Here is a 13,861-nt window from a genome sequence, read left to right on the forward strand (position 1 = left end):
GCGGCGCCTTGCCCCACCCGCGTGCCTCGACCTCCTGTGCAGCGGGACTCGCCCATCCACCTGCACCCGGCCGAGGTCTCGTGACGCACCGCTATGTTGAACGGCATGGCTGTTGCGTTGATCGACTCCGGGTTGGGGCTGCTCCCGACAGCGGGATGGCTTCGGCATCTCCGTCCTGACCTCGACCTCGTGCTGTGCATGGATCCCGAAGGCATGCCATGGGGGCCGCGCAGTGAATCGTCCATCACCCAACGTGTCCTGACGGCGGCGGAGGCGGTCGCCGAGATGGAGATCGACGCCATCGTGGTCCCGTGCAACACCGCGAGCGTCACGGCCCTGGAAGCTTTGCGGGCGATGTTCGAGCCCGGGGTGCCGGTGGTGGGAACGGTGCCCGCGGTGAAACCGGCGGCCGCGGCCGGCGAGCCGTTCGCCGTGTGGGCCACCGCCGCGACCACCGCGAGCGATTACCAGGCCCGGCTGATCGGCGCCTTCGCCAACGGGCAATCGGTCGAACGGGTGGCGTGCCTCGGGCTCGCCGAGGCAGTGGAGCGCGGAGACCTCGCGGCAGTGCACGAGGCCATCGCCGCCGCGGCGAGACGAACGCCTGAGCATTGCACGGGGGTCGTCCTCGGGTGCACCCACTACCCGCTGGTCAGTGCGGAGATCGCGGCCGGCCTGCCCGCCGTCTCCACTCTCTATGACAGCGCCGAGGCGGTGGCTCGCCAGACTCTGAGGCGACTGGACCTGCCGGAGCGGCCCGACTCCGGTCTCGGGACCATCGAGGTCCTGCTCAGCGGTCATGCCGGGGAACTGCCCGCGAGCGCACACGCGTTCCCCCTCGGTCGCGCCATCGCCTCAGGCGAGCGGATCACCCGTCACCTCCTGCCGATCGCCGCCGCCCGCACACCTGGTCACTGATCGTCCGCGGCGCGCACGCGCACGCCGAGGTCCGCGGGCAGGCCTGTGGTGAGGCTGTCGGTGATGACGGTTTCCAGGCCGACGACGTCGCTGAGATCCGCCCCGGTCAGATCCGCGCCGCGTAGGTCGGCCCTCGTCAGCCGGGCCCCTTTGAGATCGGCCCCTCTCAGGCCGGCGCCGGAGAAGGTGGTGTCCGTCAAATCGCAGGCGGCGAGTTTCGCGTCCGCGAGATTGGCGTCCGCGAAGCAGAAGCCGCTGAGGTCGAATCGGCTCAGTTCCGCACCGCGCAGGTCGACCTTCTCCAATTCGATTCCGGTCCCGGGCAGCACCATGGTGCGACGTGCCAGGGCCCCCATCGCGCCGGCCACATCGTCAGGGAGCTCGGCATGATGCGCGGGCCGAACGGCATCGGCATCGGCGGATGCTGTTTTTGGCCACGGCGCTTGTTGCCGGACGAACGAGGCCAGTAACGCCGCGACGTGTCCCCGATAGTGCGGCGCCGTCTCCGCGATCTGCTCCATCGCATAGACCCCGCCGTGCCGGACGGACAGCTTGTCGCTCGCCAAGTCCTCAATGGCCTTGGTGAACAAGTCGATGAACTGCCCCTCCCTGCTGATGTGGACCTGGCGCATCGTCGCCGCGGCGCCCAGAGCGATGCCCCCGAGCGCGAGCAGACCGCCGAGTCCCTGCAGCAGGGTGGAGCGCACGTCGTTCTCCGCCTGGAGCCGGTCGGCCGCCGTGAGAGCCGCCGCGGCGCGCTCCCCCACGGCGTGCTCGACCAGCCAGGCCGGCAGGAACATGAGACAGCCGAGGAACGCCGCGATGACGACCACGACCGTGAGGGTGACGAGCACAGGGGAACGACGCATGACCGTGCATCGGAATCGGACCCGTGAACGTTCCGGCGTCGGCATGTCGCGTAACTCGCACGAGCGTCCGTACAGATTTCACATTCGAACCGGGCGGCGGTCGCCGCGACGTTTCCCATTCACTTTGCCACTTTGAGTATATATCTTTATTTTCCTGTTGTCCATTTCCATTAATTCATTGAATTCCATTTGCGGACGCGGAAAATGCATGTATGTTCATGCCTGCCCTAGAGAGGAGATGGTGTATCGGTGAGCGAAGACAAAGCACTTAATGTCGGCCCGTCAGGAATCGAGGTGACCTATGAGCGTCTCGGTGACCTCCAGGCGCCGCCCGTTTTTCTGATCATGGGTGGCGGCGCACAGATGATCAATTGGCCGGACGGCTTCTGCGCCGAACTGGCCGGCCGGGGCGTTCAGGTGATCCGGTTCGACAACCGCGACACCGGCCGGTCGTCACACTTTCCCGACGCGCCGGTGCCCGATCTCCAGGCGGCGATGGCCGGCGACGTGTCGTCGGCGTCGTACACGCTGTCGGACATGGCGGCCGACACCGTCGGCCTGCTCGACGTCCTCGGGTACGGCGGCGCCCACATCGTCGGCGCGTCCCTGGGCGGGATGATCGCCCAGACGATCGCGATCGAACATCCCCACCGTGTCCGGTCGCTGACGTCGATGATGTCCACCACCGGGGAGAGCGGTGTGGGCCAGGCCGACTTCACGAAGCTGGGCGACTTGGGAGCACCGCCCGAGGACCGTCAGGGCTTCATCGACTGGCAGGTCCGGGCCTTGCGGGCGGTGGGGTCCCCCGGGTTCGAGTTCGACGAGGCCGCCGTGGCCGATCGGGCCGGACGCTCCTACGACCGCGATCGCGACCGCCTGGGCATGGCGCGCCAGTCCGTCGCGGTCCTGGCCTCGGGCGACCGTACGGCGCGGCTGCGCTCGTTGCGGGTGCCCACCCTCGTGATCCACGGCGCCGACGACATCATGTGCGATGTCAGCGGCGGGCGCGCCACCGCCGCCGCCGTCCCCGGCGCCGAACTGGTGATCATCGACGGCATGGGCCACAGCCTGCCCCGCGAACTGTGGCCCGAGTTCGCCTCCCTGATCACGAACCTCGTCCAGCGCGCCGAGACGGTTTCGCTGACCGGCTGACAGCGGGTGGACACGACGTCACTGTCGCCAAGGTGGCCGACGACCTCGATGACCCGCCGGCTTCACTGGTTGGTACGTTGACCGCCATGGATGACGCACGGGTTCGGCAGGATAGAGCGACGAGACCTGTCCCGGTGCGTCGAGGGCTGAGAGTCATGGCCACCTGGTACGCGGGAGCTTTTGCGGTGGCGATGGCAGTCGTCATTCTGTTCTTGTCGGTGGGGGTGGATGACCAGTCCGAACCGCTCCGGTCGTGTACCGCTAAGACGCTGGAGTGCTGGAGGACGTCCAGAACAGACATCTTCATGTTCGCCGTGATTGTCGGTGTGCTGCTCCTGCTCGTCAGCCTGCCCGGATCGCTGGTGGCGTTGGCCGTCATGACTGTGAGTCGGGTGCGCTCGGCGATGGTCACCGGCACGGTGGCCGCTTTCGCTGGGTGGTTCGCAGGCACGTTGGGTGTGCTGTGGATCTGGAGAGTAGGTGTCCCTTGGCTCTAGGACGGCGGGGAGCCGAGCTGCCGAAGGCCCTGGGCGGATGCGGAGGCGGTGACAAACGTTGCAGCCCCGGAAGTCGACGGGGCATCGTCGAGGACTGAATTCGTACGACAAGGCGTTGGCGGCTGTACTCGCTCCCGAGGAAGCCGCCTTTGAAATGTGGACGGGCAAGATGGCGCGGGATCACGGATTTGCCGAAGGTGTCCATGCTGCACGCCATTGGTGTAGCAGCGCGGGCATGACTTAATTCGGCGATCAGCATGGCGGAGGAACCTCGATGATCGCCTACTACTCGGCGTTGTCCATACCGAGGAACAGCTTCGCGATACGCCACTCGCTCTTGGCGCGCTGCAGCCTGAACGTGTAGAAGCCGGTCGTGATCACGCTCGGGCTTCCGCCCGCGTTCGAGGTCAGCATCAGGTAGGCCCGCACCTCGACCGTGCCGGCGTCCGCGCTGTGGAAGACGATGTTGATGAGGTTGTGCCGTCGCTGATCGGTCTGCGCGTCCATCGCATCTCGCACGAAGTCGAGGATTGCCGCGCGTCCGACGAACGGGCCGAGGTCGACCTCGCCGGCGATCGTGAACGTCCAGGTGGCGTCCTCAGTCAGGACGCTCTCCAACGCCACCAGGTCTTGCTGATCCAAGGCGAAGGCGTAGCGCGCCAGCGTCTGCTGGACGGCGAACTGCTCCGCAGGGTGGAGATCCACGTCTCCCGCAGGCGTTGCGGTGAGGTAGGTGCTCCCCCAGCCGGGGGCCGCGGTCGTCTTCATGTCGAACCTCGGAGGCGTGAACGGCTCGTCCTCATGCGACCGTGAGCACGATCTTGCCTTGGATATGGCCACGAGCGGCTCGTTCATGCGCCCTTCGAGCATCCGCAAGCGGAAACGTGCTGTCTATGGCGACGCGAAGCGTGCCCGCGTCGAGCAGGCGTCCGAGTTCTGCGAGTTGCGGGCCGTTCGAGCGCACTTGGGTGCCCGAGGTCGTGACGCCTAGCTTCGCGGTCTCTTCGGGGTCGTATTCGGCGACGAACACCGGGTACAACGCGCCGCCGCGCCTGAGCGTGCGCAGGAAACGACTGCTGTCGGGACCGCCGACGGTATCGAGAACGAGATCAACGTCGTGCGCGACTTCCTCGGGACGGCTCTTGGAGTAGTCGATGAACTGGTCGGCGCCGAGTTCGCGTAGGAACGGCTCGTGCACGCCCGATGCCACCGCGATGACGCGTGCACCCTTCCATTTCGCCAGCTGTAGCGCGAAGTGCCCCACTCCGCCCGCGGCGCCGTTGACGAGCACCGTCGTCTCGGCGTTCAGTGCCATCGGTCGGTGCTGTGCCGCTTGAAAGGGCGACGGATGATCGTGTCCGAGCTCGATCAGGAACTGCCACGCGGTGAGCCCTGCCATAGGCGCCCCTGCGGCGTGCACGTGATCGATGTGAGCCGGCTTGCGTGCGAGGTCTGACACGGGCGCGGCGACGTACTCGGCATATGCGCTGCCCTCGAGGCCGGGAAAGCGAAGGAGGCCGAAGACTTCATCACCGACGGAGAGGCCGTCTACGTCCGCGGAAACGGCCACGACGACGCCCGACACGTCCGTCCCCGGAATGGCGGGCAAGCTCAAAGGCGGCCTCATCGCAGGAGGCACGTTGGGCATTCCTTCGCGCACGTACCAGTCGGGGGGATTGACGCCGACCGCGTGAACGCGAATGAGCACCTCACCCGGCTTCGGCTCGGGAATCGGCACCTCGTCGTGACGCAGCACCTCAGGACCACCGAACTCGTGCAGCCGGATCGCCTTCATCGTGTTCGTCGGCATCGCTTCCCCTTGATCAGTGTAGATTGGCTATCCTTAAACGAAGCAGTGCTCCGATTATGTGGAGCACTGCTCCGATTGTCAAGGTGGGCATATGCGAGCTGACGCCAGGAAGAACTACGACCAGCTACTCGCGGTCGCGAGCGCCGTCGTGACCGAGGAGGGCGCCGACGCATCGCTGCGCGATATCGCCCGCAGAGCCGGCGTCGGGCTCGCCACGCTGTACCGTCACTTCCCGACGCGAGAGGCCTTGCTCGAGGCCTTGCTCCGTACGGGTTTCGACGAGCTCACGACAAGGGCGGACGAACTCGAAACGTCGAGCTCGCCCGAGGATGCTCTCGTCTCGTGGCTACGCGACTGCGTCGCGTGCGCGCATGAGTATCGGGGCGTTACGGCGCTGATGATGGCCGCCATTGAAGACACCGAGTCCGCACTCCATGCTTCGTGCGTCACGATGCGCGCGGCAGGCACGCGGCTCCTCACCCGCGCTCAGGCCGCGGGCATGGCACGGACCGACATCGATGGCACCGATCTGTTCGCGCTGATCGGAGCGCTCGCATGGCTCAACGACCAACCCTCGCTCGCGCCACGCGCCGATCATCTCTTCGGCATAATCGCCGGCACGATCCTGACGAATCCGCACCCCGTGTCTCCCAGCTCAGAGGGAGTGGATCAGTAGACGATTCCTGAGCTGACAGTGCGGGTTCGATTCCCCTCCCCCGCATACGTGTTCAGGTGCATGCGGAGATCAGGTAGAAGGGGTTCGGGCACGGAGACGACGCTTGCCAGGCGAGCGGTGTCAATGGTTCGGCTGTGTTGGATGCGGAGTGTCGGGAACCATGCCAAGCATGTCGTTGGTGAGGCCCCATCGCCCATGACCTCGCCACGCACCATCGATGAACAAGAGATCGGGCGAGTAACCCTCGTAGCGGAAGCCGTGGCGTTGGACCAATTTGATGGACGCTTGGTTCTCGGGCCGGATCTGCGCTTCCAGCCGATGCAACCGTAGCTCCTCGAACGCATGGCGCAGCACCAGGCCAAGGCCTTCTGACATGTACCCGCGACCGGCGTAGGGCGCGAAGGCGGCGTAGCCCAGCGAGCCGCTCTGGAAGCGTCCACGGATGATGCTGTTGATGTTGACATTGCCTGCGATGGCACCGGTGTCGCGCAGACAGACCAGCAAGCCTTCCGCGGATTGCCCTTCATCGAATCGACTGACGAACGCCTGGAACGCCTCCGGGGCCGCGGGCAGGTTCAATCCGACGCTGGCATGGACCCGTTCAAGAAACTCGTCTTGATCATGACTGGTGATGCGGCGCAAGACCACGCGAGGAGAGCGCCCAAGGTCAACGTTGGACGCCCCTGCGGTTTGCCCGATTTCTTCGATCCCGCCGCTCTCAAGCACAGACGGAACGCTATCGCGCGGCGGCGCTGCGGCCGGATCGGCATCCAGAGAAAGCGCGATCCGCCTAGGCACACCAGCGGCGGCCACCCAGTGAAAATGCGTTGGTGCTGACAGCGTAGGTGGGCCACGATCCTTCTCATACACATCCCGGTGAGGAGAGTTGTGGCTCAGATTGTTCCGATGGATCTGGTTGTTCTCGCCGACGACGAGGGCAACAGCGTCTACATCAAGGTTCTCGGCCGCCATCGCATGTTTGACGGGCTCGCGGCTGAGATAGTCGTCGCGACCCCCTTTGTGAGTGGCCGCATCGACCTCGCGTTGTCGGCCCTGAGTCTAAAAGCGTGGGCTGACGCCCTGGACAGACTGGATGCCGGTGAGGACATCGCATGGATGGCCATGAGCAGAGGACCTTCCATCTTCATCCAGCTCACGGGCGAGCGCGACTGTCCAGAGGTCGTCGTGGAGGACGAGTCAGGCTCCATGGTCACTGTGCGTGTTCCGATAGACCTTCCGGAGGACTGGATTGCGAGCCACCGGCGGCGTCTCCACGACCTGACGGCTGTCTGGAATCCGATTCCGCCGGCGTGAGAAGGACAAGCCGGTGCCCAGAGGGCAGATCAGTAGCCGATTCCCCAGCTGACGGTGCCCGCGCCGCAGGCTAACGTCGAGGCCGCTGCTCGATGATTTTCGCGTGTACGAGTGTGCCGACGAGCTCGATGCGGAGAAGGGGATCGGCAACGGCGTCCTTGGAGAGAAGCTTGACCTTGGAGTACGTGCGGTTGAGCCCGTCGGCGTCGACCACGATGCCCGGCGAGCCGACGATGAACAGCTTGCTGTGCACCATCTCCGCGTCGATGCGCAGGACACTCGCAGTGATCACCGCGCGGGTGAAGTCCAGGGTGACTCGGCCGTGTTGGGTGCGAAGCCTGATGCGCGCGGGCACCCGCCACGGCCCCTCCTTCACGTACTTGCCGCCCCCTTGCTCGACCACGAGTACGTCGGGGGCCACGGGGACCAGGTCAGCGGTGAGTCCGGCCAGCTCGCCGAGCGTCCGGGCCGAGAGCGCACGCTCCAGCCGGGTGTCAAGTTCCTCGGCATCGAGTCGACCGTCGCCGGCGGCGATTCGCAACGCGTCCACGACACGGTCCCGGTCCCCGTGCGATGCCCGCAGATCGGGCAGATCATCCGACATGGCAAGCACGCTAGCAAGGCGACCGATACCCGGCCATCGATTCCGATCATGATTCGGAGAAGGCCTGGAGGATGCCCAGAGCCGGCCCCGCGGCGTTCCTCGGATGAGGGTGCCTCGCGAGGGAGTGATCTCCCCGCCTGGGCTGAGGCGTCAGGCCGGGCGGGGCCCGCTCGGCGAGCGGGCCCCGCCCGGTGACATGTCAGAGCTGGCCGCTCTCGATCGCCTGCTTGAGGGCCGACTGCGTCTGCTGGTGCGACGCGACGCCGTTCTGGACGACGAAATCGATCAGCGACGCGTCCGCGTCGAAGGTGAGGCGCTCGGTGACCTCGGTCTTACCTCCGCTCACCTTCTTGAAGACGATCTTCTGGTGCGTGACCACGTTGGGCTCCGACCAGGTGTCCGTCTCGTAGGAGTAGTCGTCGCGGTCGATCCGCTGCTGTGCGTGCGTCTTCAGGGAGACGACGGTCCCCTCGAACGGAATGTCCTCGATGGCCGTGAAGTCGTTGTACCGCAGGCCGCAGGAGAAGTAGGTGTCGTGGGTGACGACCCGCTTGAGGAACGCGGCCCTGCCGATGTGGTTGTTGATGTTGGAGTAGGCGGCGAACACGTTCTTGATCGGCGCGTCGATCTTGACGGTGATGCTGGTCTTGACCCGGCTCCGGCCCGAGCCCGGGAGGGGCGGCGTGACGTCGGTGAAGTCGTAGGTGTCCCAGGCCGTCTGCCACTGAGCGGCGATCTCCGCGTCGGTTTCGGCAGTGTCGGCGCTGGCGGGGGCGGAGAGGGCGGTGACCATGACGGCCGCCACCAGGAACGGTGCCGCCAGAAGTCGGAGGAGCTTCTTCACATGTACCTCAAGAAGAGTCAGGGGATGCAATTGATCTTCTATCGCATGTGGAGGTGATTGAGAACACTTCGCGCCGAAGATCCACACGCGCTTCTTCGCTCGTGTGTCCCGTCGCTCCGGCGTCACGACATCCGGCCGGACGCGACGGCCTTCAGGCGGACGGCTGCGCCAGGCCGTTCCCGAAGGCGTCCGCGCCGGCCGTCGCGACCGCGACGTCCTGCTCGACGGTTCCCGCGCTCACCCCGATCCCGCCGGCGACCTCGCCGTCCTCCCCTGTCAGCGGGATGCCGCCGCCGAAGATCACCAAGCCGTCGTTGGTCACCTCGATGCCGTACAGCGGGCCGCCGGGCGCGGCGGACACTCCGAGCTTTTCGGTCGTCATCGCCATCAGCACGGCGGTGCGGGCCTTGCGGACGGCGATGTCGATGCTCGCGAGTATCGCGCCGTCCTGGCGCGCGAACGCCAGCAGGTGACCGCCGCCGTCCACCACGGCGACGTTCATGGGCTGCCCCATCTCCTCGGCCTTGCCCAGCGCGGCCTCCAGCACGACTCGGGCGTCGGCGAGGCGGAGCCGTACGTTCGCCATGGTGCCTCCTTCACTGACCGGTGCGGACCGGCGCGTCCTTGAACGGAATGCCGACGACCAGCCTGGCCGCGTTGTGCCCCAGGGTCCGGGCGTCGGCCGCCCGGCCCGCCAGCGCGGGCATGTCCGGCGGAAGTTTCGCATGGTGCACGCACACGCTCCCCGCGTCGTCCACCCCCACCCCGACGTCCAGGTTGGACGCCTGGGCCGCGGCGAAGGCCAGCTCCACCGCGCTGCCGCCCGTAGCGTCCTCGGTCCGGAACGGCACCCCTTCCTCCTCCATGCCGGCGCCGAGTTCACGCAGGCAGTGGAGGTTTCCGGGACGGCACAGCACCACCACCGCGGGCCGGTTCCGTCCCGTGGGCCCGGGCCCGCTCTCTGCGGCCCGCCCGGAGTGCGGTTCTCGATCCATGGCCTAACCGCACCTCACTGCCGCACACGTCGCGCGCGCCGAGGCGTGGCGGGCGACCAGGCCGGTGGCCACGGCGTTGCGCGGGCCCTCACAACCACGCACGTTGCCGGTGCCGCTGACGATCCCGAACTCCGATACGGCTTCGGCGATCATGTCGGGGATCTCGAAGTCCAGCGCGGCGCCGCCGAGGACGACCAGGAAGCCGATCCGCCTGATGTCACCGGCCGGGGCGACCTGCTCCAGCGCGCGCAGCGCGTTGGTCACGAAGACCCGCCGCTTGGCCGATCTGCGCACCTGACGGATCTTCTCCACGCCGTGCCTGGTCCGGATCGGCTGCATCCCGGCATCGGCGAGGACGACGACCCGTGCGAAGGCTTCGGCGGGCAGGGGTTCGTCGAAGAAACGGACCGTGCCGTCCTCCATGCGGATGTGGAAGAAGCTCTCCGCCTTCGCCAGCGGGAACTTCTTGATCTCTTCGGCGAGCTCCCGGCTCTCCAGCCCGAGTTCGGAGTCGATCAGGCTGGTGACCAGGTCGCCGGCGCCGGCGAGATGGACCGAGCGCACCTCGGCGTCCTCCATGGCGACCGCCGCGTCGGTGGATCCACCGCCGAGGTCGAGGATCGCCACCGGCTTCGCCGTCCCGGGGGTGGTGAGCGCGCCCAGCAGAGCCATGTCGGCCTCGACGCCGCCGATGAGCACCTCGGTGCCGAGCGCCTCGCGCAGCCGCGCGGCGAGCAACTCCATCGGCCCCTTGCTGGTGCGCACCATCGCGGCCAGCGCGACGGCGTTCTCCAGCGCGAACTCCCCCGCCAGGCCGCCGGTGACCCGTTGCGGGACGAAGGTGTCCACGGCGAGCACGTCCTGGATGCGTACGGCATCGCGCGGCATCGCCGTCAGGTCCGCCATGGTGTCGCGAACGCGGGCGAGCATTCCGCCCACGTGCGTTCCGGGCTCGCCGTCCGCGTCGACCAGCGGCTGAACCCGGCGCAGCGTCTCCATGATCTCCTCGGCGCCGGCGTCCATGTCGACCGACCGCTTCGCCCGTTCGCCGATCAGGGTGAGGCCGCCGGCCGCAATCCTGCGGTCGGTGATGTCCCCCGCCGGCGTGCGGACCACGACGGCCGAACGGTTGCCCACGAGGGCCCGCGCCACGGGGGCGATCAGGCGGGTCTGGTCGGGGTCGAGCCCGAACACCGTGGCGATCCCGTAGGAGTTGGACAGGGTCCGGATGGTGCGGCCCTGCTCCGCGACCTCGACCGCGGCCGGCATGCCCAGCGGCACCCGGTCCACCAGCGTGACCTCGTCGACCACCGGGATCGGCTCACGGAGCCGGTTGACGATCAGGTTGGCGTCGTCGGCGCGCACGACCGCGCCGGCGACCCGGACCCCGCGCGCGGTGGCGGCGTTGATCCCCGCCGCGACGTCCTCGAAGTCCGTGCCCGCCCCCGCGACGCAGATCACCGCGTCGTCCGGGGCACATCCCGGCAGTTCGGCGAAGGCCACGGTGGTGCCGACCCCCAGCCCGACGCCGCCCGGAGTGTCGGGGTTGTGCCCGATCATCGTGGACTCGGTGATGATCGTCTCGGTGATGGTCTCCATGGCCAGCCCACTGATCACCGGGGTGGCCTCGTTGACCAGCACCGCCTGGACGTCGGCCGGATCGCGCCCGGCCGCGGCCAGCGCGCCGCGCACCACCTCGACGACACCCGGGACGTTCGCCGTGGTCCCCTTCACCCCCGAAGTCCTGCCCAGAGCCGCGGAGAGGTAGGTGACCTGCCCGTCCTCACCGATCTCCGCGGCGCAGGCCTCCGTCGTCGAGTTGCCGATGTCGACTCCCACCACCAGGGACATGACCGTGTCCCTCAGCCGGTGTGGAGCATGCGGATCAGCACCTCGAGTTCCACCGGTTCCGCGCCCGGCTGTACGAACTCGGTCTCCTTGATGTGCAGCAGCGCGGCCTTGGCCTGCCAGCGCGGGCGGGCCATGTGGTCGTTGCGCGAGGGCACCGGTTCCGGCGACTCCCCCTTCGCATAGCGGGCGGCGTTGCGGCCGATCCTGCGGAAGGTCTCCAGGTCCATCAGGGGCGCCTGCGGGAACAGCTCCAGGTTGGACAGGCGGAGCAGGTCCCTCTGGTGGATCATGGTGGTGCCGCGCGACATGATGCCGACTCCGATGCCGGACCCGGAGAGCCTGGCCGCGGTGTGTGCGATGACCGCCAGGTCCGAGCTGCCGCGGACCCGGATGACGCGGGCGTGCACCCCCTGCTCCTCCACGCCGGCCAGCAGTTCGCGCAGCACCTCGGCGTGCGGGACCTCGACGATCGTCCTGGAGAAGAAGTCGCCGAACGCCGGGGAGAGGCCGATGACCACCTCGCCGGAGCGGCGCCCGGGCCTCGCGGGGCCCTTCTCCTTCAGGCTCAGCGTCCTGCCGGTGACCGCGCCCGCCGACGGGCCGGTCCCCTCTTCCGGATCGCGGGCGCTCACGACGTGCCGCAGTCGTTTCATCTCCTCCCAGCGCGCACCGCCCGGGCGGTATCCGCTGCCGGGCCCCGCGTAGTCGTTCGGGTCGTTGACGGCCGAGAGCGTCGTCAGCTCCGGCGTCAGGATCGCCGACGTGTGGAGGAGGTCGCCGGAGACCCGCTGCCTCAGCACACCGAGCAAGGTCTCGGCGACGTCGGGGAACCCGCCGGCTTCCAGTCCCTTGACGATGTCGAGTCCGGTGACGCCCCGGTCCATGACCGACTGCGCCGCCTTCAGGTCCTCGAGCACGTCCCGCAGCGGCAGTTCCCTGCTGCCGTGCGAGTAGGTGACCGCCTCGATCTCCCTGTCCGTGATCGGCGCCAGGCCGAGATGGGCGAACACCCCCTGCAGCGCACGCGCGGCCCGGTTCCGGGCCGAGAGGATCTCCGCCTCGGGGACGTGCCGGAGCGCGCCGTCGACCTGCAGGTCGCGCTGGATGGTGTTCCAGTCGTCGAAGTCCTCGGGATCCAGGTTCGATCCGGCGAACATGTTGTCGTAGTTCGGCACACCGGAATAACCCGAGCAGATGAAGTCGGTGCCGGACAGCAGTTGCGGCAGCAGCCGCGCGGTGCGGCGCATGTCGGAGTGCGAGAAGGACTGGTCGTTGCCGGAGGCGCACTCGAGGTCGACGGTGCTGGCGATCAGGTTCTCCGCCAGCACGGCGCGGATGCCCGCCGGGACCGCGCCGGGCACCCCGATGCAGCTGATCGAGCCGTTCTGCAGGCCCTGGACCCCGGCGCCCTTGGCGACCAGGATGCAGCGGACCTCCAGGTAGAGCATGGACTTGCCCTCGGCGTTGCCCATCTGCACCTCGGAGCCCGTCCCCGACGTGAACCGCATCTTGATCCCGCGCGAGGCGTAGGCGGACGCGAGGAACGCCTTCGACCACGGGGTGTCGTCTCCGTCGCAGAACACCTGCTCGGTGCCGTACACCGAGATCGTCTCCGCGTAGGCCGTGATGCCGCGCATGCCGAGCTCGAGCTCGGTGGCCTCCTCCAGCGCGCACTGGGTGAGCACGCCGGGCTTTCCGGTCTGCGCCCCGACCTGCAGGGCGATGGCCACCAGCGGCGCATAGCGGACGACGCCGAGTGTGGTCTCCAGCTCGCGGAACCCCCGCAGCGCGGCCTCCGCCGCGTCCGCGGCCACCTGGACCGGGTTGTCCCTGGCGCTCGTGGAGTGCGCCTGGTTCGCCGGGGTGCGCCGAGCCCGCATCTTCTGCAGGGCCGTCATCATCTCGACGACGTTCATGGTCTTGACGACCTCGAGCAGCTTGGCGGGTGTGAGGCCGCGCGAAACCGCCAGCACGTCGGCCCGCGACACCCTCGGATCGACCAGCATGTACGCGATCTCGATGGGCTCCAGCGCCATCGCCTGTTCGGCGGCGCCGGCGTCGATCGCGTGGTCGGCGATGAACTGGTCGAGGAAGTCGAAGTCCTTCCTGTCCTTCCCGTCCATCTCCACGACGATCCCGTTCTCAACGCGCACGCTCGGCGACGGGTCGAAGGGGCTGTCCATGGCGACCATGCCGACCTCGGGCCACTCCTCGACGAAGCCGTCCAGGTTGACGGGACGGTTCTCCAGGATCTCGGTGCGCCTGGATCGCCGGGCGGTTCCCCGTCCCGGGTCGCCCGTGACGTTCTTGGCCTTCATCTACGCTCCCATC

15 protein-coding genes are annotated in these 13,861 nt (G+C 67.8%); 5 read left to right on the plus strand and 10 right to left on the minus strand.

The window, feature by feature from the left end; genetic code table 11:
* Positions 1–105 precede the first annotated feature (105 nt).
* Positions 106–918 (plus strand): glutamate racemase, encoded by an 813-nt coding sequence (locus tag Pmi06nite_RS16815; protein WP_203953953.1) that lies wholly within the window; start codon positions 106–108, stop codon positions 916–918.
* Here the strand turns inward: Pmi06nite_RS16815 and Pmi06nite_RS16820 are convergent.
* Positions 912–1,751 (minus strand): pentapeptide repeat-containing protein, encoded by an 840-nt coding sequence (locus Pmi06nite_RS16820; protein ID WP_203953954.1) that lies wholly within the window; start codon positions 1,749–1,751, stop codon positions 912–914. The two genes, Pmi06nite_RS16815 and Pmi06nite_RS16820, sit on opposite strands and share 7 nt — an antisense overlap.
* A gap of 285 nt (positions 1,752–2,036) precedes the next feature.
* On the opposite strand from Pmi06nite_RS16820, the gene Pmi06nite_RS16825 reads away from it, so the two are divergent.
* Positions 2,037–2,939 carry an alpha/beta fold hydrolase gene (locus Pmi06nite_RS16825; RefSeq protein ID WP_239113969.1) on the plus strand — a complete coding sequence of 301 codons (903 nt, stop codon included), beginning with the start codon at positions 2,037–2,039 and terminating at the stop codon, positions 2,937–2,939.
* A gap of 155 nt (positions 2,940–3,094) precedes the next feature.
* Entirely contained in the window at positions 3,095–3,436 is a 342-nt protein-coding gene (locus Pmi06nite_RS16830; RefSeq protein WP_203953955.1) for a hypothetical protein, read from the plus strand.
* A gap of 285 nt (positions 3,437–3,721) precedes the next feature.
* Here the strand turns inward: Pmi06nite_RS16830 and Pmi06nite_RS16835 are convergent, their stop codons facing one another.
* Both Pmi06nite_RS16835 and Pmi06nite_RS16840 read right to left on the minus strand, forming a co-directional pair.
* Positions 3,722–4,204, minus strand: a complete 483-nt coding sequence (locus Pmi06nite_RS16835) for a nuclear transport factor 2 family protein (RefSeq protein ID WP_203953956.1) — start codon at positions 4,202–4,204, stop codon at positions 3,722–3,724.
* Positions 4,205–4,235: 31 nt separating this feature from the next.
* Positions 4,236–5,246, minus strand: coding sequence for an NADP-dependent oxidoreductase (locus Pmi06nite_RS16840; protein ID WP_203953957.1), 1,011 nt, complete (start codon positions 5,244–5,246; stop codon positions 4,236–4,238).
* A 91-nt stretch (positions 5,247–5,337) separates the two neighbouring features.
* Between Pmi06nite_RS16840 and Pmi06nite_RS16845 the strand changes: the two genes are divergently transcribed.
* Positions 5,338–5,922: a TetR/AcrR family transcriptional regulator gene (locus Pmi06nite_RS16845; protein WP_203953958.1), complete on the plus strand. Its 585-nt coding sequence runs from the start codon at positions 5,338–5,340 to the stop codon at positions 5,920–5,922.
* A 120-nt stretch (positions 5,923–6,042) separates the two neighbouring features.
* Here Pmi06nite_RS16845 and Pmi06nite_RS16850 read toward each other — a convergent pair whose 3' ends face one another.
* Positions 6,043–6,735, minus strand: coding sequence for a GNAT family N-acetyltransferase (locus Pmi06nite_RS16850; RefSeq protein WP_239113970.1), 693 nt, complete (start codon positions 6,733–6,735; stop codon positions 6,043–6,045).
* Positions 6,736–6,828: 93 nt separating this feature from the next.
* Between Pmi06nite_RS16850 and Pmi06nite_RS16855 the strand changes: the two genes are divergently transcribed.
* On the plus strand, positions 6,829–7,236 hold the full coding sequence (locus Pmi06nite_RS16855; protein ID WP_203953960.1) for a DUF5959 family protein: 408 nt from the start codon (positions 6,829–6,831) through the stop codon (positions 7,234–7,236).
* 70 nt (positions 7,237–7,306) lie between these two features.
* Here Pmi06nite_RS16855 and Pmi06nite_RS16860 read toward each other — a convergent pair whose 3' ends face one another.
* From Pmi06nite_RS16860 to Pmi06nite_RS16885, 6 genes are all read right to left on the minus strand, one after another.
* A complete protein-coding gene (locus Pmi06nite_RS16860) occupies positions 7,307–7,840 on the minus strand; it encodes a DUF1707 SHOCT-like domain-containing protein (RefSeq protein ID WP_203953961.1) in 534 nt (177 codons plus the stop codon).
* A 199-nt stretch (positions 7,841–8,039) separates the two neighbouring features.
* On the minus strand, positions 8,040–8,684 hold the full coding sequence (locus Pmi06nite_RS16865) for a hypothetical protein (RefSeq protein WP_203953962.1): 645 nt from the start codon (positions 8,682–8,684) through the stop codon (positions 8,040–8,042).
* Positions 8,685–8,835: 151 nt separating this feature from the next.
* A complete protein-coding gene (locus Pmi06nite_RS16870; protein ID WP_203953963.1) occupies positions 8,836–9,270 on the minus strand; it encodes a GlcG/HbpS family heme-binding protein in 435 nt (144 codons plus the stop codon).
* 10 nt (positions 9,271–9,280) lie between these two features.
* Entirely contained in the window at positions 9,281–9,679 is a 399-nt protein-coding gene (locus tag Pmi06nite_RS16875; protein ID WP_203953964.1) for a glycerol dehydratase reactivase beta/small subunit family protein, read from the minus strand.
* 3 nt (positions 9,680–9,682) lie between these two features.
* Positions 9,683–11,530, minus strand: a complete 1,848-nt coding sequence (locus Pmi06nite_RS16880; RefSeq protein ID WP_203953965.1) for a diol dehydratase reactivase subunit alpha — start codon at positions 11,528–11,530, stop codon at positions 9,683–9,685.
* An 11-nt stretch (positions 11,531–11,541) separates the two neighbouring features.
* Entirely contained in the window at positions 11,542–13,848 is a 2,307-nt protein-coding gene (locus Pmi06nite_RS16885) for a propanediol/glycerol family dehydratase large subunit (RefSeq protein ID WP_275409573.1), read from the minus strand.
* Positions 13,849–13,861 lie beyond the last annotated feature (13 nt).

Origin of the sequence: Planotetraspora mira (assembly GCF_016863275.1) — a bacterium.
GTDB classification, from domain to species: Bacteria; Actinomycetota; Actinomycetes; order Streptosporangiales; family Streptosporangiaceae; genus Planotetraspora; species Planotetraspora mira.